This window comes from Syntrophorhabdaceae bacterium, from assembly GCA_036504895.1.
GTDB lineage: Bacteria > Desulfobacterota > Syntrophorhabdia > Syntrophorhabdales > Syntrophorhabdaceae > PNOM01.
The window spans coordinates 1-16,908 of record DASXUJ010000105.1 but is presented as its reverse complement, the minus strand read 5'-3'; the positions used below and the strand labels follow the sequence as shown (position 1 = coordinate 16,908).

Sequence of the window (16,908 nt, the reverse complement as noted above, 5' to 3'; positions counted from 1 at the left end):
TGCCTATCGAGCGGTAAGGCTATTGCGGCTTCTGGCTCAATGGTAGTAGGTGAAGGGGAGAGAATGTCGGGCTTTTGAACAAAATCATCGGCACATAAAGATATACCTCTCTTTTCTGCCAACGCTAACAATATGCCATGCCATTTTGCGGGTATTATCCCTGTTGCCGCCCAATGCTGGACGGTGCTTTGACCTTTACCTATAAATCTAGCAAGTTGGGATTGCCCGCCGAATTTTTCTATGATAGTTTTGGCTATGTTCATGGGTACGTACCCCCTTTATTGGTAACTACTAAAGGAATAGTACCAGTATTATTGGTCTGCTGTCAAGTTTATAATTGGTAGGTGAATTATTTCTTAGACTTCCACCTCTTTTCCGCCGCCTTCTTAGCTATCTCCTTCCTCTTCTCCGGGGTAAGTTTCTCCGCTCTAGCCTTGCCCCCTTTCAACCCTCCCTTTCTTCCTATCTCCGCAAGATAAGCCGATATAGGTGATCTCTCTTTAACTGGTTCCGTCGGTTGTTCCGGTTCCGGTGGCTTCTCTTCTTCGGTAGCCATGCGCACCACTTCAAAGGCTAGCTTATTGGGGTCTTTAGGTAACTTCTTGCTCGGTTTCTTCATACATAGAGTATGCCACAGATACTAAAGCCGGTCAAGGATGAGAGAAATCAAACTGAGTCACTACCAGAAAGAGAAACCAGTGTGTCGATTCAAACACGTCAATAAAAATAACCTCCTAATAACCCACAAATAAGTCCCCAAACTCCCTGATGGTCGGACTGTGGGGGGGGGGTTGTTCCTGGAGCGACTTGTGTAGGGACTGAGGGACCCTGCAGCGGAGGGCTTCGGTGACGGCGTAGCCCGGCACGCGCGTTCGGATAGGTGGATCGGGCCCAGAAAACCAGTTGGTTTGCGGACGACCGATATGCCAAATTCTAAGAACTGGCTGCGCACTGAGCGTGAGGAGTCCGGGAGCGTCTTGGGCCCAGCCATGGAGCAGCCGGAGCGGAGGGAATAGCCCCCGCAAGCCCGACCATCCCGCTCCCATCCAACATCCCGGTCAAGGTGTGCGTTGTGCCTTGTCCTGTGGTCCTCATTTGATATCTCTTTCCGTATTCAAGTATAATCTCATACCCGAATTGAAAATCGGCATACCTGTAATGATGATAGAGAAAAGTCTTCACGATCTGAAAGCGCTTGTACGCGTTTCTTTGGGCGAGATCCCTCCGGACCTTTATATAAAGGGTGCGGAGATTGCCGACGTCTATAGCGGCACCCTCTTTCGAGGGAACATCTGGGTTTACAAGCACTGGATCGCCTATATGGGCGATAAAGAGCCGCCCCTTGGCGAACAGACGGTTGTGATCGACGGCCGCGGCAAGGTGGCCTCGCCGGGGTATGTGGATGCTCATGGGCATGGGGATTTGTTTTTTAATCCTGCCACCTTCGCCGAGGTGGCGATCACCAAAGGGGCGACAACCGTCTTTAGCGATGCCCAGGATATGGTCGATGCCATCGGGGTAACGGGGTTTGTGGCGGTCCTGAAGGCGGCGCCCGGATTTGCGACCAAGTACCTCTGGAGCGTGCCTGCCACTTATCCACCTTATCCGGACGTGGAGGGCGGGGAGCTTTACTCGCTTGAGGACGTCCGAATGCTCTTTTCCACGTTCAAGGAATGCGTCGCCGTGAGCGAACTCTCCTCTTATATGAGGATACTGAGGAACGACGAGGCCATTCTCGAGCGGATGCATCTTGCGGAGTCCTTCGGGCGAAATATCGAGGGCCATACCCTTGGCGCCTCGTACGATAAGCTCAATACTTTGGCGGCGGCCGGGATCACTTCGTGCCACGAGTCGATTACGGGTGCGGACCTTAAGAACAGAGTGCGCCTCGGGCTTTCTGCCATGATCCGCCACAGCTCCATACGGAGTGACCTGGAAGAGCTCTGTGCCACCGCGCGCGATCTTCCCAAAGATTCCCTCATGCTCGTTTCGGACGGGATATTCGCGGATGACCTCTGCGAAAAGGGCTACATGGATTATGTGGTGGCCGAGGCCATGCGCTATGGCCTTGCCCCCATGGATGCGATCAGGATGGCGACCCTCAACCCTGCCCGGTACCTGAAGGTGGATCGGGAGGTGGGGAGCATCGCACCGGGCCGGATCGCCGATATCCTGCTTCTCGAGAGTCTGGATCGTCCCACGCCTCTTGCGGTAATCGAAAAGGGCCGGCTGGTTGCGGAGGAGGGGCGTCTCCTCGTTTCGTCGGCGCCTTTTCCTGATTTGAGAAACCGGCACTATCCTTACGTTTTTCATAAAGTGGAGTCCTCCGATTTCGTAATCGAGACGCGCGGCAGGGATACGGTTCCTGTCATCGACCTGGCGGACAAGACCGTGACCCGCAGGCTCGATTGCGTCCTCCCGCAGGAAGGGGGCGCCTTTCTGCCCGATAAGGCGGGCGACATCAGGAAGGCGGTCTATACCCGGCGTGACCTGCTCCAGTGGGGAAAGGGCTTTGTCCGGGGCATAGGGGCCGATATAGGCGGCATGGCGACGAGCGTGGCCCACGAGACCCACGGGCTTCTCGTCCTCGGCTTCGACGATCTGGATATGGCCCTTGCGGCCAACGAGGTCCTTTCCATGGGGGGAGGGCTTGTCCTCGCCCACCGGGGAGAGATCATCCATCGTCTCGCCCTGCCTGTGGGGGCGATCATGTCGGACCTTCCGATCAGGGAGCTCGCGCGGGAGCTGACCCGGGTAAAGGACCTCATGAGACAGAGGGGAAGCGCCCTCGAAGATCCATTCCTTACCGCGACCTATCTTACGTTGACATCTATTATAGAGCTCAGGCTCACCGTCTCGGGCGTCTATGATGTGAAAAAAGGTGAAATCATATTTTGAAAAAAACGGCGAAAGAAAAACCGATGCGCAAGGCACCGAAAAAGAAGAAGAAAAGAGGCATCCTCTTTTACCTTATCCTCCTCCTGGTGGTCTCCCTCGCCTTCCTCTGCGTGGGCTCCTATATCTTCGTAATCGCCGACATCCCCTCCGTGGCCGCCCTCAAGCACCTGAAGAACAAACCCGTGACCACCGTCTATGGGGCCAGCGACGAGGTGGTCTACCTCCTCGTGCCCGACAACCGGATCTTCGTCGATTACGAGAAAATCCCGCGGTATGTGAAGGATGCCTTTCTCGCGGCCGAGGACGCCGATTTTTTCAAACATGGGGCCCTCGACCCCCAATCGATTCTCCGGGCCCTCGTGAAAGACCTGATGTACGGCAGGATGGCCCAGGGTGGGTCCACCATTACCCAGCAGGTGATCAAATCCCTGATCCTGGGGCCTGAGAAGAGCATATTCAGGAAGATGCGGGAGGCGATCCTCTCCTACAGGCTGGAGCATTACTGCACGAAAAAGGAGATCCTTAACCTCTACCTCAACAATATCTACATGGGCCACGGCGTCTTCGGCATCGAGGCGGCCTCCCAGGTCTATTTCGGGAAGCACGTGGGCCAGGTGACAAGGGCCGAGGCAGCCCTTCTCGCGGGACTCGTCCAGGCGCCCTCGCGGTATACGCCGAAAAAGCACCCGGGCAATGCGCGGATGAGGCAGGAATACGTGATCGACCAGATGTATGCAAAGAAATTCGTCGACGAGAGGCGAAAGAGGGAGATGCTCCTGGAGAAGGTTCGCATCACGGAGGATAACGGCGTCTTCAAAGAGAGCTATTTCAAGGACTATATCCTGAAATATGTGGAAGAGAAGTACGGGAAGGGCATACTCTCCCGGCGGCCCCTCAAGATCTATGCGACCGTGGACGGCGGGCTTCAGAGGCTCGCCGAGGAGTCGATGAAACGGGGGCTCAATGTCTATGAGCAGAGAAAAGGGGATTACGCGGTCCAGTACCAGCTTCCCAGGAGGAAATGGGACGATTTCATGAAGGCGAGCGAGAAGGATATCAAGCTTTCCGGTCTCAAGGCGGGCGCCATCTATGATCTGCTCATATCGGAGAGGACCAGGGAGGGTTATACGGTGCTTGCGGGCCAGGCGAAGGGCCACATGACCCTCGACAGCTTCCCCTTTCAGCCTGGAGACGTGACGCGGGGCCAATTCATTGGCCCCGATAAGCATAAAATCAATCAGTTCCAGGCGATAAAGAGCATGAAGGTGGAAGGGGCCCTCATCTGCATGGACGTCGAGACCGGCTCCGTGCGCGCCATGGTCGGAGGCCGCGATTTCGAGGGCAGTCCCTACAACCGGGCCACCTCCGCAATGGTCCAGTCAGGGAGCGCCTTCAAACCCTTCATATACCTCGCGGCTTTGAAAAAGGGCTACGACCTGGACTCGATGATCGCGGATGATGCAAAGACCTATTCCATGGGGGCGGGCAAGTCCTGGACCCCCAGGAACTATGACGGGAAATACGACGGTCCCATCTCAATAAAGGATGCCGTGGCCTATTCCAAGAATGCGGCGGCAGTCCGGCTCCTCGAAGAGGTGGGGATCGGCTCGGTAAAGCAGGGCTTAAAGGAATTGGGTATCGAGGCGGAGATACCGAACAACCTCTCGATCGCCCTCGGCTCCGCCAATATGACCCTTCTCGATCTCGTAAAGGGGTTCGCTGCCTTTGCCAACGGCGGCTACAGGGTGAGACCGCTCTTCGTGAGAAAGATACAGGACTCCAGGGGAGAGATTCTCGAAGAAAACGGGGTGGTAAAAGAACGGGCCATACCCCCGGAGGTGGCCTACAAGATGAACCTCCTCCTCAAAGGTCCCGTGGAATACGGTACCGCGAAAGGGGTGGCCTCGCGGCTCGGATATCCCCTGGCAGGCAAGACCGGCACCACGAACAACTACTATGACGCCCTCTTTATAGGTTATTCGCCCCACATCTCCACCGGCGTCTGGGTAGGGTTCGATGCGCGGACATCTTTGGGAAAGGGGGAAAGCGGGGCGCGGGTCTGTCTCCCCATATGGATGCAGTTCATGGGGTCGGCGCTACGGCGATGGCCTACGGACGATTTCAGCCTTGTCTATGACGCGGTCCCCGTGGAATCGCCTCACCCGGATACGACCGGGCCTTTGGGTCCACCCAAAGCATCCCATGAGATGCCGGCAGCAAACCCGTCTACGCCCTATAACTAAGGGCGGAGGTATTTATCCATCTCCCTAGAGGGGGATGTCGTCTTCTTCTATCTCGGGAATGAAGTCTTCCTCGAAGTGGCCCTGGGGACCGGGCGCCGCCCTTCTCTCGCCGCTGTCTCCCTGGGTGCCGGTGCCGAGCATCTTCATGTTATCGGCCACGATCTCGAAGGTCCTTCTCTTTACGCCGTCCCTTCCCTCGTACTCCCGGGACTGGATCTTGCCCTCCACAAAGACGAGCCGGCCTTTCTTCAGGTATTCCCCCGCGATCTCGCCCAACCGCCTCCAGGCGACGATACGATGCCACTCGGTCTTCTCCTGCTTCACGCCGTTTCTGTCTTTTCTGACCTCGCTGGTCGCCACGTTGAAGGTAGCGACCGCCACGCCGTCCGCCGTGTGGCGCAACTCAGGGTCTGCTCCAAGTCTTCCTATGATCATCGCTTTGTTTAAACTTGACATGTGGTTTGAACCCCCTCGTTTTGGTCAGAGCCTTTACTTTAAGTAAAAGTATAGTATATGGGGGGAAAAGTCAACGAATCTCAAACAGGCTAAATGTCCCCGATTCAAACCCCCCGTCGACAGCGCTCAAATCAAGAGGAAGCCTATAAAGTGGTCCACATTGGACCATATCGCCTGTGCACCGGCCAAAGGACAGAATCCCGTAATTAAAGGTTTCACAAGAGTATCTTTCTTTTTATTCGCACAGATAGCCTGTATTTAATAAAAACCACGAATAAATGGTCCAAAGCGTATCAACCTGTGCGCGCGAAATAGACCCCAAGGAATGGTTCTGCACTCGAGAATGCCGAAAAATGGGTTATTTGCCTTTCCCGGCGCGTCTTTGAGCCCCACTGCTTCTGGTATGGGCCTTGCAATACAGGGGATGGGCAGAGAAAGTGATCACAAATGGACCAATACCATAAGACTTCCGGAACCGCCCGAGCCGGAAGGTAAATGAAGGAGAGGGGACAATGGAAAGTTTTACCTGGTGGACAGATGAGCAGATAAAGTTCGCGGAAGAAGTGGAAGACTTTGTAGCCAGCGTAATGCCGAGGGACGCGGAGACCCGGTGGACCCGGGAATTTCCGTGGGATATCTTCGAGAAAATAGGGAAGAAGAAATATGCGGGCGCGGCGGTCCCGAAGGAATATGGCGGCCTGGGCCTGGGCTGCACCGGTGCATGCATAGTGGCCGAGGCCTTCGGACCCATGCCCGGGATCAACAGGGCACTGGGATCGAATATGCTGGGCGGCCTGCACCAGTTCCTGGGACACGGCACGGAGGAACAGAAGAGAAAATACCTCCCCCGCCTGGTCAACGGCGAGATGGGTGCAATCGTGATTACCGAGCCTGTGGCGGGCACCGACGCGTCGGCCATGACCATGGAGGCGAGACGGGAGGGGGATGTCTATATACTGAACGGGAAGAAGAGGTTCGTCTCCTCCGCGGGCGTGGCGACCCGGCACATCGTCTACGGCAGGACGAGCAATGACCCGGAGGTGATCCGGAAGCACCGTCACCTCACCGCATTCGTGATCGAGAAAGGCGTGAAAGGCTTCACCGTGGAAAAGATAAACGAGATCATCGCCTTCAAGAACGTCCAGAACGGGGTCCTCGACTTCGACAACGTGGCAGTCTCAGTGGCCGACCGGATCGGCGATGAGGGTGACGGATGGGCGGTCATGACGGGAGGCCTCAACTTCGAGCGCACCCTTATCTCCGCCCAGGCAATGGGTCTTTTGGGAGAGCTCGTGAGGGGCGCGGTGCCCTATACGGAACGGCGGGTCCAGTTCGGCTCCCCCACCATCGACCTTGCCACCAACCAGTTCAAGATCGCAGACCTCGTGATACGGATGAGGACCACCAGGGTTCTCACGTACCATACGGCATATATGTGGGATATCGGCAAGGATACGACCATCGACTCCAACCTCGTCAAGGTCTTTAACCTCGACGCGGCCATGGCGGGAAGCCTCGACGCCATACAGCTCGTGGGCGGAGACGGCACGACCGCCTTCTATCCCCTGGAAGATATCATGAAGACGGCAAAGGTCGATTCCATCGCCGGAGGAAGCATGGAGGCGTGCCGTCTCGTCATCTTCAGGAACGCCATGAAGCGCATGAAGGATGAGATGAAGATGCGGCGCCGGGAGCCCCACCCGGAAATGGGCGTGCCCATACCCGTGTACGGTCCGCAAATAAAGGAGAAGAATGTCACCGCGGAGAGGCTCCTCGGCTTTCTCGCCGAAGATTACCGGGTCAACCCGGGACTTTTCATGAGCCGGGAGGATATACAGGACGCCTTCGAAATAGACGATCCGGCCCTCGACGCCCTCCTGATCTCCATGGAGAAAAGCGGCCTGGTCTGGCTCAACAAGACCAAAAAAGGCATCCAGCTCGCGAAAGCCTCATACGAGGGCCTCAAAAAAGCGAACCCCCCGGAGCACTACCAATGGTTCCCGGAGTGGATAGACAGGGGAAGGGACAGGGTTTTCTAAGCCTCCCCTATCTTCCGGTAGAGCTTCCTCCTGCTGATCCCGAGAAGGCGGGCTGCCTTGCTCTTGTTGCCTCCTACGGAGTTGAGGACCGATTCCACGTATTCCCTCTCGATCCGGGAAAGTTCGGCAACACCGTCCGAGGATTGAGTCCCGGGCGCAGGAACTCTTCCGGTCGCAGGCTTCTCCATCATGGTCTGGGGGAAGTCCTCCACCTTGATCTCGCTCCTGTTGCCGGAGATAAGCACCATCCGTTCGAGCACATTTGCGAGCTCGCGGACGTTGCCCGGCCATGAATAGTCCATGAGCAGGTCGGTAACCTCCGGAGATAATATCTTTTTCCTGCCTCCCCGGGCGAGCTTCTGGAGGAAATGGTCCACGAGAAGGGGGATGTCGTCTTTCCGTTCCCTTAATGGGGGGACCACGATGGTAAAGGCATTGAGCCGGTAAAAAAGGTCCTTGCGGAAGTTCTTCTCCTTCACCTCTTCCTCGAGGGACTTATTGGTGGCGAAAAGGAAGCGCACGTCCACCTTCGTTTCCTGGGTGTCCCCGAGTCTCCTGAAGACGCCCGTCTCCAGGACCCGCAGGAATTTCGCCTGGATCCCGAGGTCCATGTCGCCCACCTCGTCCATGAAAAAGGTGCCCGTGTTGGCGATCTTGAGGAGGCCGATCTTGTCGTTGGCCGCTCCGGTGAAGGCCCCTTTCTTATAGCCGAAAAGCTCGCTCTCCACCATTGTCTCCTGGAGGGAGCTCGAATTGATCACCACAAGGGGGTTGATGCTCCGGGCGCTGCGCGCATGGATCGCCCTGGCCACCAGCTCCTTGCCCACCCCAGTCTCGCCCAATATAAGGACCGGGGCGTTCGAGGCGGCCACGAGAGATATCATCTCCTTTACGTCCCGTATGGCCTTGCTCTCCCCGATGAAGGTTTGCCGGGGACTCGCCCGGTGGAGTTGCTCTTCGAGGAGGACGTTCTTTTCCGCAAGGGAGATCTTTTCGTCGACCCTCTCGGTCACCTCTTCGATGATGCAGAGGAGGCCCTTCATCTCGCCTGAATCGCCCCGCAAAGGGACGCCGTTGAAATCGATATAATGGGGTCTCGTGCCGAAGAAGCTCGTATAGGGGAAATCGCGCAGCTGAAAGGCCTTGCCTTTCAGCCCCTTCCGGATGTAATCGGCCAGGCCGGATTTTATTGTGTAGGGGTTGGTGAGCCAGTTGAAGCCGATGAGCTTCTCTTCCGTCTCGGCGCCGAGCCCCGACAACCGGGCCAGGGCAGGGTTAACGCTCGTAAACGTGCCGTCGAGGGCGAGAGTGAAGATGGCGACGGGGGCATTATGGATAATGGCCTTGTTGAAATCGTGGAGCCGCTTCAGCTCCGTCTCCGCCCTCTTCTGCTCCGTAATGTCCTGGACCATTTCAATGACATACTGAAAGCCGTCGTCCAGCTCCTTGCGAAGGGGTGTGGCGGTAAGGAGATAGGAGCGTATCTGCCCCTTTCTCTCCTTCTCGATGACGAGGCGCTCGGTTTTGCCCGTCGCGAAAGTCTTGAGCACGGGGCAGCCTTCGCAGGGCTTGTCGCGGCCATGCACCTCCCGGTAGCATTCCCGGCTGCCGGGGGCGTGAAAGCCTTCGATATGAAGCCAGCGGGAGCGGCGGGTGTTGAGACCCTGGATGGCAAGGTTCCTGTCCAGGGCATAAATAGCCACCTCCAACGAATCGACGATAGGCTGGAGGGTGTTCATGCTGGTGTAAAGACCGAAATCCATTATTCTCTCCTGAAGCGAAATTCCGAATAAGTGTACAACGGCGGCAGGACCAAAGTCCAGGTTTTGCGGCGGCTTTGGGGGAAGCCCCTCAGTCTCGATCAACATCCTTTTAGCCGCGGATAACTTCGGATATAACCGGATGAAAAGAGCGTGGCGGCGATTTGACCGGCCGACCCTGGCCGGTCAAATACTCTCGGCCCTCCGGGCCGCGGAGTGGTCAACCGGTAGTGTCACCGGTTGGACGGAAGTGCCTTCATCACAAAAGGGGCTACTGTTCTATTAATTCCAGGGCGTCCGTCCGGCTGCAATGGGTATTCTTGATGGATACATGAAAATCCTCATTCTTCGAGACGTTCCGCAGCACCTCTGTCCCCGGGGCATCAAGGGGCCCGTCCAGTTGGTCCGAGATGTCGAGGGCACAGCATTCGAGCACCTCAATGACCGCGAAGCCTTCCGGAGTCTCCACGGCAGCCATTGCATTTCTCAGATTGATGTATCGTACGAATCCTCTCATGTCAACTTATACGGAAACAGTGGCAATCGGTATTAATGTCCTTTACGTTTCAGGAATAGTTTATTGTGGCCCACGGAAGCAGAAATTTCAAGGAAAATGTCCGGAACAGACGTAATGAGGTCTTACCGCTTCTCATTATGTTTTCGCCGTTTCTCCATTGAAAAGCTTCACCATGGTCTTTGTCAGGGTGGATAAAGACGGGTCCCGGGCGCCCATGAGGAGGATGGCATCGCCCGGCCGGGCATGGGCGTCGAGCGCGTAGAGCAGGGTTTCCCGGTCCGACACCGCTTCTGCGGTGAACGCGATTGGGCCGAGGGCCTGTATGATATCTTCGGAGGCGATATTCTTCTCAGCCGTGCCTCCCGCATAGTAGATGGGAAGAAGGAAGAGGACGTCGCCCGTTCCGAAGATGGCACGGAAGGTCTTCACGTATTCGTCCTTCAGGAATCTTGTGGGGCCGAAGCCGTGGGGCTGGTAGACGGCGATGATCCGCCCGGCCAATCCTCTCGCGGCAGTCACGGCAGCGGCTATTTTTGCGGGATTATGGGCAAAGTCGTCGATGACGTGGATGCCTTTTTTCGTCTCGAAAATGGTAAAGCGTCTCGCCACGCCCTGAAAATTCTTTATCCCTTCCGCAAGGGGCGGTTCCGCGCAGTCGAAGCGTTCCGCCACACACAGGGCGGCGCGCAGGTTTTCGAGGTTATGGTCCCCGGGTAGGGGCAGGCAATATTCCAGGCCATTACGGAAGAGGCTCACCGACCTGTCATGTAGCTCCTCCCGGTCGGGACGCCATATTGAATTGCTCTGCCGGCCGAATCGCACCGTCGCGGGAAGGGAGGCGAGGATCGGGTCGTCCCCGTTCGAGGCGGTCCACCGGCTCTTGCGAATAAGGGTTTCAAAAAGCCCCGTAATCTCCTCTATTGACTTGTGGTCTTTCGACACGTTGAGAATCACCGAGGCCTCCGGGATATATTTGGTTAGGGTTCCGTCGCTCTCGTCCGCCTCCACCACGAGGAGGTCGGAGCCGCCGGCATAGGCATTTCCCACGAGTCCTTCTCTTTCGAGGCGGATGAGGGGGGCGCCGCTGATCAGGGAAGGCGACTTGCCGCATGCGAGGAGGGACTCGAATATGATGGCCGTTACGGTGGATTTGCCGCTCGTGCCGGCAACCGCGATTGTCCTCGATGATGCGATGAGGGCAGCGAGGAGATCGGAGCGGTGGAAAATAGGAATCCCTGAAGCCCGGGCCGCGGCGATATCGGGATTGCTTTCTTCGATGGCGGTGGAGACGCAGACCGCGTCCGTATCCGGAGTTACTCCCGAGCCGTCCTGGGGGGCGATGGCGCAGCCCAGACCTTCCAGGGCGGAGCGCAGGGACACGGTATCGGTACTTCCCCGCAGGCGATCGGAGCCGGAGACGCCGATCCCTTGAAAACGGAGGTACTGGGCGAGGGCGCTCATGCCCGTGCCGAAAATGCCCGTAAAATGGATACTGCGACAGGGTATTTGGCTGACTAACAAGGGCGGGGGGTCGATATAGAGGAGGGTTCCGGCGTCCACGGTCTCAAAAAGACGCGCCATCTCTTCACGCCGCAAGCAGAGGCATCCATGGGAGAGGGGGCGGCCTACGAGGTCTTCCCGGTTCGTGCCGTGGATGTACACGAAGCGCTCGAAGGAGTCGATCCCGGAGCCCTTGTTCACCCCTTCCTCCAGGCCCTCGAGCCTCAGGATGCGGGTGAGGATGAGGTTCTCCTCTAACGAATCTCCATCCCAGTCGATGCCCGTGTCCCGGCGGTGCCTGAAGATGCGGCCCAAGGGGGCGCCGGCGCCGATCTTTTCTTTTATCCGGTGGATGCCGAGGGGGGTCTTGTATGAGTTCTCCCGGCAGCCGTTGCCGAAGCGGGAGGTGGAGGAGTCATACTGTGCGATCACCCCGTCCTCGACACAGACGAAGAGCTTCTGCGCCTCCACGGATTGGACGAGGAAGAGCTCTGCCGGATCGGTGAGGAATGCTGCCAATCTCTTATGAATGCTGATTAATCTCGTGCTATCCATGATATTCGCGTCGCGCCCTTATTCATTACCATCACCGGCATGGCTATTTCAAGTGCTACGGCGTGGACGACGGGAATGTGCATACGGGCAATTCCTGCTCACTTGGACGGCCACTGCGTTTGCGCGGAGGCTCCATATGAACCGCCATGCTCCGGTTGTGTCCTCCGCCGTATCAATATACGGCTGCGGCCTGCGATCCTCGCCTGACGATCCATCTGAAGCCTCCGCGCAAATGCAGCGTCCACAGCAGGCCGGAAGTAAGTTAACAACATTATTGATAACAAGGTGCCGGCGGAAAAGAATAGGGGATGCGAGTGGGCGACAGACGCGGAAATGTTATGGCTATCGCATGGTATCGCCAGGCCCGACTGTATGGAAGATCCTTCATCGGGTCAGGTTAAATGAAGGGCAAATCATACACCCCTTGAAACCGCCTATTGAAAATAACTGAAATCATTGTAATTACCTGGTCGGTTGGAGCCGGTCGACCGGCATCTATCCTGCAGTAGGCAATAGAGAATAAGGATGAATGTGAAGTGCGTCACAGATACGTGCGCCGGGAGCTGGTAGGGTTGAGGGAAAGAAGTTCAGGAAGAAAAATAACGATCGGAGTGAGGGGAGGGGATATGAAAAATTGTGTATCGATGCTTTTTGCGGGGACGCTTCTTCTCGTCACCGGTATTGCGTATGCGCAGTCCGGGCCGGTACTGGGCGGTTGTCCGGTTCTTCCGGCGAACAACGTATGGAATACACCCGTTGACAGCCTTCCTGTGGACGCCAATTCTTCGGCGTACATCACCACCATCGGCGCGAGCCGGACCCTCCATCCCGATTTCGGCGCGGGCCTTTGGGACGGCGGCCCAATCGGCATTCCCTACAATATTGTTCCCGGGACACAGCCCCTCGTCCCTGTAATCTTCGACTATGCCGATGAAAGCGATGCCGGTCCCTATCCCATACCTGCGAGCCCTGCCATAGAGGGAGGGAGCGGGTCAACGGGAGACCGGCACATACTGGTCATCGACAAGGATAAATGCCTTCTTTACGAGACATGGTCGACCTATCCTCGATCGGGCGGGGGCTGGTCCGCGGGTTCGGGCGCGATATTCGACCTTCGCTCGAATGACTTACGGCCGAACGGCTGGACCTCTGCCGACGCAGCCGGGCTTCCTGTCCTCCCGGGGCTCATTCGCTACGATGAGGTGGCCTCCGGCGAGATCGCCCATGCGATCCGATTCACCGTCCCCCAGACACGACGGGCGTTCGTGTGGCCGGCGCGTCATTTTGCATCGAGCCTCACGGGAAATAACTATCCTCCCATGGGCCAGCGCTTCAGACTGAAGGCGTCCTTCGACGTTTCCGCCTTTTCTGCGGAGATGCAGGTCATTCTCCGGGCAATGAAGAAATATGGCTTGATTTTGGCCGACAACGGGTCTGCATGGTACATCTCCGGCGTACCCGATGAGCGCTGGAATAATGACGTGCTGGTCGCACAGTTCCGCCTCATCAAAGGGTCCGACTTCGAGGCTGTCGATGAAGCGAGCCTTATGATCAATCCCGACTCGGGTGAGGCCCTTCAGGCAGGCGCAGATTCGGCTCCTCCCACCGCCCCTTCGAACCTCCTGGCAAGCGCCTTCTCCTCAACCCAGGTAGACCTCCGTTGGGGTCCTTCCACGGACAATGTCGGTGTCGCGCGTTACGTGATCTACCGTAATGACATACAGGCCGCAACCGCTACAGGGACCTCCTTCCGGGATAGCGTCCTCAAGCCCGCAACGATTTACCGATACCGTGTAATCGCCTATGATGCCGCGGGCAACGGATCACCTGCCTCCAATGAAGTTTCCGTAAAGACCCTTGCCGCGGCCGACACGACCCGTCCGACCGTTCCGTCACGTTTCAGGGCGGTTGTGGTCTCATCCTATGAGGTCGACCTCTCCTGGAATGCCTCCACGGATAATACGGGAGTCACGGGATACAGGGTATATAGAAACAACGCCCTCATTGCAACCACGGCGTCCCTCTCCTACATGGACCGCGGCCTCAATCCGGCTACCCCATATACGTACAAAGTTGCGGCCCTCGATGGGGCAGGCAATGTATCGGCAATGTCGACGGCGATCACCAGGACTACGTGGCCGACGCCCAGCACTAAATTCGTGGCGGGCGACGGGACAAAGATGAAGAGGAGCGCCAACGTACGCTCCGAGCCTACCGCTTCGGGCAGCCTTGTAGGCACGCAGAGGGTTAATGCCACGGGCGCGGTGTCCGAGGGTCCTCGATATTATAATGGCGTATGGTGGTGGAAGGTCGATTTCCAAACCGGGCCCGACGGCTGGGTGAACGAGAATAATCTCTCCGCCCTTTAATAAACCGGGCAGGGAAGGAAAAATTCTGCGAAGAGAGGGGTGGTCAGTCTAAAATGATTCTCCCGTCCACTACGCGGAGGTTTTGGTCGAAGCCTTTCACGGGATTGAGATCGATCTCCCTGATGGCGGGGAAATCAGTGACGAGTCGGCCTATTCTTTCCCCATAGTCCGCCAGAACGTCGATCGACATCCCCCTGCCGCCCCGCACGCCCTCGAGTATGGAGAAGGCCTTTATGCCGGTGATCATTTCCCGGCATTCCTCTTTTGCCAGGGGGGCGAGGGCGAATTGCACGTCCTTGAGCGTGTTCGTATAGATGCCGCCCAGGCCGAACATGACCACATGGCCTATGTCGCCGGAGCGGCTGCTGCCCAGGATCACCTCGTTCCCCTCACACATCTGCTGGATGAGGACGCCTGCGGCGCCCTTTATGGCCATAAGCCCCCTCCACGCCGAGTGGGCCGCCTCAAGGGAGGAGATATTGACCTTCACCCCAGCTGAATCACTCTTGTGAAGGGGCCCCAGGACCTTCATGGCGAGGGGAAAACCGACCTTTTCGCAGGCTTCGGCCAATCCCTTTCGCGTGGTCATGGGGACCTGGCGGGGTAGGGAAAAACCGGCCCCGGTCAATACCTGCGCCGCGCTTTCCACATCGAGGACGCCGTTCTTGCCATCCAGGGCAGCGGCGATGCCCTCAAAATCATAGCCCTCGAGCGTGCTCGAGGCTTCACGGACTGCGGGACGGCGTAACACCTTGCCCAGGGCGCTCCCCAGATTCACCTCGTCATGAAAGCAGGATTTGCCCCCCTTTGTAAATTCTTGGATGAGAGGAGCGCAGGTGCTCACGGAGGTCAACACGGGGATAATGGGGATTGAAGAATTATCCATGGCGTCCGCCACCTCCTCATATACGTATCGGTTGTCGGACATGCCCGGATTGGCCACCTGAACGGCGATTACGTCGAGGGCGTCCCCTTCTTCGTCTTCGATGATCCGGAATATCTCCCTTACCTGGGAGGCGCTCCTTGTGGGCAGGCAGTCGATGGGGTTGGCAACGGCGCTCTCCGGCGGGAGGATGCGGCGTAGCCTCTTTTGTGTCGCATCATTCATGACGGGGAGGGTAAACCCCTGCCTTTCGAGCTCATCGGTCAGCATGACGCCCGGACCCCCCGCGTCGGTCACCACGCAGACCTTCTTCCCCTTAAGCCGTCCGCCTGTAGCGGCCAGCACGCAGGTCACGTCGATCATCTCCATCTTGCTCTTCACCCGTATGATGCCCGCTTTTCGAAAGAGGCTTTCCACCGCGATATCGTCGTTGGCCATGGCGCCCGTATGACTGGCCGCGGCGCGGGCCCCCGCGCCGGAAATACCGGACTTAATTGCCACGATCACACATCCTTTGCGGGTGAGGCGCCGTCCGTGCTCCAGGAGAAGGGCAGGTTTTCGCAACGATTCGAGGTAGAGCATGAGGATGGGCGCGCTTTCGGGGCCGTAATTCCTGTCGTAGAGGGCGACGAGGTCCTCGACGCCGGTCTGGGCGGAATTGCCCACGTTGATGACCGTGCAGAAGGAGAGTCCCCGTGGCAGGGCCTGCTCCATGACCAGGTCGACCGTGGCGCCGGAGCCGCTGATAAAATCGACGGACCGCGGTTTCAGGGGAGGGATGATGCCCGCAAATTTGCCGCTGTAGTGGGGCGTCATGAAACCCGAGCAGTTCGGGCCGATAAGGATCATGTTGGCGCGATCGGCGATATCGAGGAGGCGCATCTCTTCAATCCTGCCTTCTTCATCCTTTTCACCGAAACCGGCAGTGAGGACGATCGCCGCCCTGGTGCCTTTTTCGGCAAGACCCCGAAGGGAGGAGGCCACCAAAGGCGCGGGGACCGCGATGATCGCAAGCTCGGCAATGCCGGGCATCTGGGCGACGGACGGGAAGGTGGGCAACTTCGACACGGAGGCCGCGTGGGGATTGATTACCCAGAGGGTGCCCGAATAGCCCTGCTCCATGATGTTCTTGAGCACCATACCGCCGGGCTTGCTCAGATTTTCGCTGCCTCCCACCACCACGATGCGGGACGGCTTGAAGAGGGCGTGATAATTTTCAGTATTCGGGCGATACTCGGAGTCCATCGGCTTCTTTCCTTATATAAGGGTACAAACGATGCCGCCGGGAGAACGGTGGATGGGCGCGGGAACGCATGAGGCGCCCATGCGCCAAATTCATCATAACCGGTCCCCTGAGGTATTGCGGCTTCCCCTTAACCAATACACACGGGAAATTGCTTCCCATTGTCAGGATTATAAATATCACAGGGGGAGGGAATTCTCAATACTTGCGGCGTCTTTGAAGGGAAGAGTTAAATTTCGTCATAAAGAGGTTGACAAAAAAGCAGTTTCGATGTACATTACCTTTCCGCGCAACACAAATGCGCTTTGTTCTTTGAAAAGAAAATAGTAGGTCCTCGTTCAAGTAAGAATTTGAACAAGATACGTAACAAGGTTTGATCTGAGAGTTTGATCCTGGCTCAGAACGAACGCTGGCGGCGTGCCTAACACATGCAAGTCGAGCGCGA

General features: G+C 57.2%; 11 protein-coding genes and 1 rRNA gene. 5 read left to right on the top strand and 7 right to left on the bottom strand.

What is annotated here, in order from left to right:
- Both VGJ94_15180 and VGJ94_15175 read right to left on the bottom strand, forming a co-directional pair.
- The coding region (locus tag VGJ94_15180; GenBank protein ID HEY3277959.1) for a hypothetical protein at nt 1-263 on the bottom strand (263 nt) is incomplete at its 3' end.
- An 86-nt stretch (nt 264-349) separates the two neighbouring features.
- Nucleotides 350-619, bottom strand: coding sequence for a hypothetical protein (locus VGJ94_15175; GenBank protein ID HEY3277958.1), 270 nt, complete (start codon nt 617-619; stop codon nt 350-352).
- Between the two features lie 476 nt (nt 620-1,095).
- Between VGJ94_15175 and VGJ94_15170 the strand changes: the two genes are divergently transcribed.
- Together VGJ94_15170 and VGJ94_15165 are read left to right on the top strand one after the other, a co-directional pair.
- Nucleotides 1,096-2,898, top strand: coding sequence for an adenine deaminase C-terminal domain-containing protein (locus VGJ94_15170; GenBank protein ID HEY3277957.1), 1,803 nt, complete (start codon nt 1,096-1,098; stop codon nt 2,896-2,898).
- Nucleotides 2,895-5,141, top strand: coding sequence for a PBP1A family penicillin-binding protein (locus tag VGJ94_15165; GenBank protein ID HEY3277956.1), 2,247 nt, complete (start codon nt 2,895-2,897; stop codon nt 5,139-5,141). The genes VGJ94_15170 and VGJ94_15165 overlap by 4 nt, the downstream gene beginning before the upstream one ends.
- A gap of 24 nt (nt 5,142-5,165) precedes the next feature.
- Here the strand turns inward: VGJ94_15165 and ssb are convergent, their stop codons facing one another.
- The gene (gene ssb, locus VGJ94_15160; protein ID HEY3277955.1) at nt 5,166-5,597 is read right to left on the bottom strand and encodes a single-stranded DNA-binding protein; all 432 of its coding nucleotides are present in this window, start codon (nt 5,595-5,597) and stop codon (nt 5,166-5,168) included.
- Between the two features lie 512 nt (nt 5,598-6,109).
- On the opposite strand from ssb, the gene VGJ94_15155 reads away from it, so the two are divergent.
- On the top strand, nt 6,110-7,636 hold the full coding sequence (locus VGJ94_15155) for an acyl-CoA dehydrogenase family protein (protein HEY3277954.1): 1,527 nt from the start codon (nt 6,110-6,112) through the stop codon (nt 7,634-7,636).
- Here VGJ94_15155 and VGJ94_15150 read toward each other — a convergent pair.
- From VGJ94_15150 to VGJ94_15140, 3 genes are all read right to left on the bottom strand, one after another.
- The gene (locus VGJ94_15150) at nt 7,633-9,399 is read right to left on the bottom strand and encodes a sigma 54-interacting transcriptional regulator (GenBank protein HEY3277953.1); all 1,767 of its coding nucleotides are present in this window, start codon (nt 9,397-9,399) and stop codon (nt 7,633-7,635) included. The genes VGJ94_15155 and VGJ94_15150 overlap by 4 nt on opposite strands.
- 268 nt (nt 9,400-9,667) lie before the next feature.
- A complete protein-coding gene (locus VGJ94_15145) occupies nt 9,668-9,913 on the bottom strand; it encodes a hypothetical protein (protein ID HEY3277952.1) in 246 nt (81 codons plus the stop codon).
- Nucleotides 9,914-10,048: 135 nt separating this feature from the next.
- Entirely contained in the window at nt 10,049-11,968 is a 1,920-nt protein-coding gene (locus VGJ94_15140; protein HEY3277951.1) for a L,D-transpeptidase family protein, read from the bottom strand.
- Between the two features lie 626 nt (nt 11,969-12,594).
- On the opposite strand from VGJ94_15140, the gene VGJ94_15135 reads away from it, so the two are divergent.
- Entirely contained in the window at nt 12,595-14,337 is a 1,743-nt protein-coding gene (locus VGJ94_15135; GenBank protein ID HEY3277950.1) for a hypothetical protein, read from the top strand.
- 43 nt (nt 14,338-14,380) lie between these two features.
- Here VGJ94_15135 and VGJ94_15130 read toward each other — a convergent pair whose 3' ends face one another.
- The gene (locus VGJ94_15130; GenBank protein HEY3277949.1) at nt 14,381-16,465 is read right to left on the bottom strand and encodes an acetate--CoA ligase family protein; all 2,085 of its coding nucleotides are present in this window, start codon (nt 16,463-16,465) and stop codon (nt 14,381-14,383) included.
- 372 nt (nt 16,466-16,837) lie between these two features.
- Here VGJ94_15130 and VGJ94_15125 point away from each other — a divergent pair.
- Nucleotides 16,838-16,908: ribosomal RNA gene (locus VGJ94_15125) — 16S ribosomal RNA — on the top strand; the annotation flags it as partial.

Coding starts and splice junctions, on each gene's coding strand:
- ssb (HEY3277955.1), bottom strand. CDS start 5,597: ATGTCAAGTTTAAACAAAGCGATGATCATAGGAAGACTTGGAGCAGAC.
- VGJ94_15175 (HEY3277958.1), bottom strand. CDS start 619: ATGAAGAAACCGAGCAAGAAGTTACCTAAAGACCCCAATAAGCTAGCC.
- VGJ94_15140 (HEY3277951.1), bottom strand. CDS start 11,968: ATGGATAGCACGAGATTAATCAGCATTCATAAGAGATTGGCAGCATTC.
- VGJ94_15145 (HEY3277952.1), bottom strand. CDS start 9,913: ATGAGAGGATTCGTACGATACATCAATCTGAGAAATGCAATGGCTGCC.
- VGJ94_15155 (HEY3277954.1), top strand. CDS start 6,110: ATGGAAAGTTTTACCTGGTGGACAGATGAGCAGATAAAGTTCGCGGAA.
- VGJ94_15130 (HEY3277949.1), bottom strand. CDS start 16,465: ATGGACTCCGAGTATCGCCCGAATACTGAAAATTATCACGCCCTCTTC.
- VGJ94_15135 (HEY3277950.1), top strand. CDS start 12,595: ATGAAAAATTGTGTATCGATGCTTTTTGCGGGGACGCTTCTTCTCGTC.
- VGJ94_15150 (HEY3277953.1), bottom strand. CDS start 9,399: ATGGATTTCGGTCTTTACACCAGCATGAACACCCTCCAGCCTATCGTC.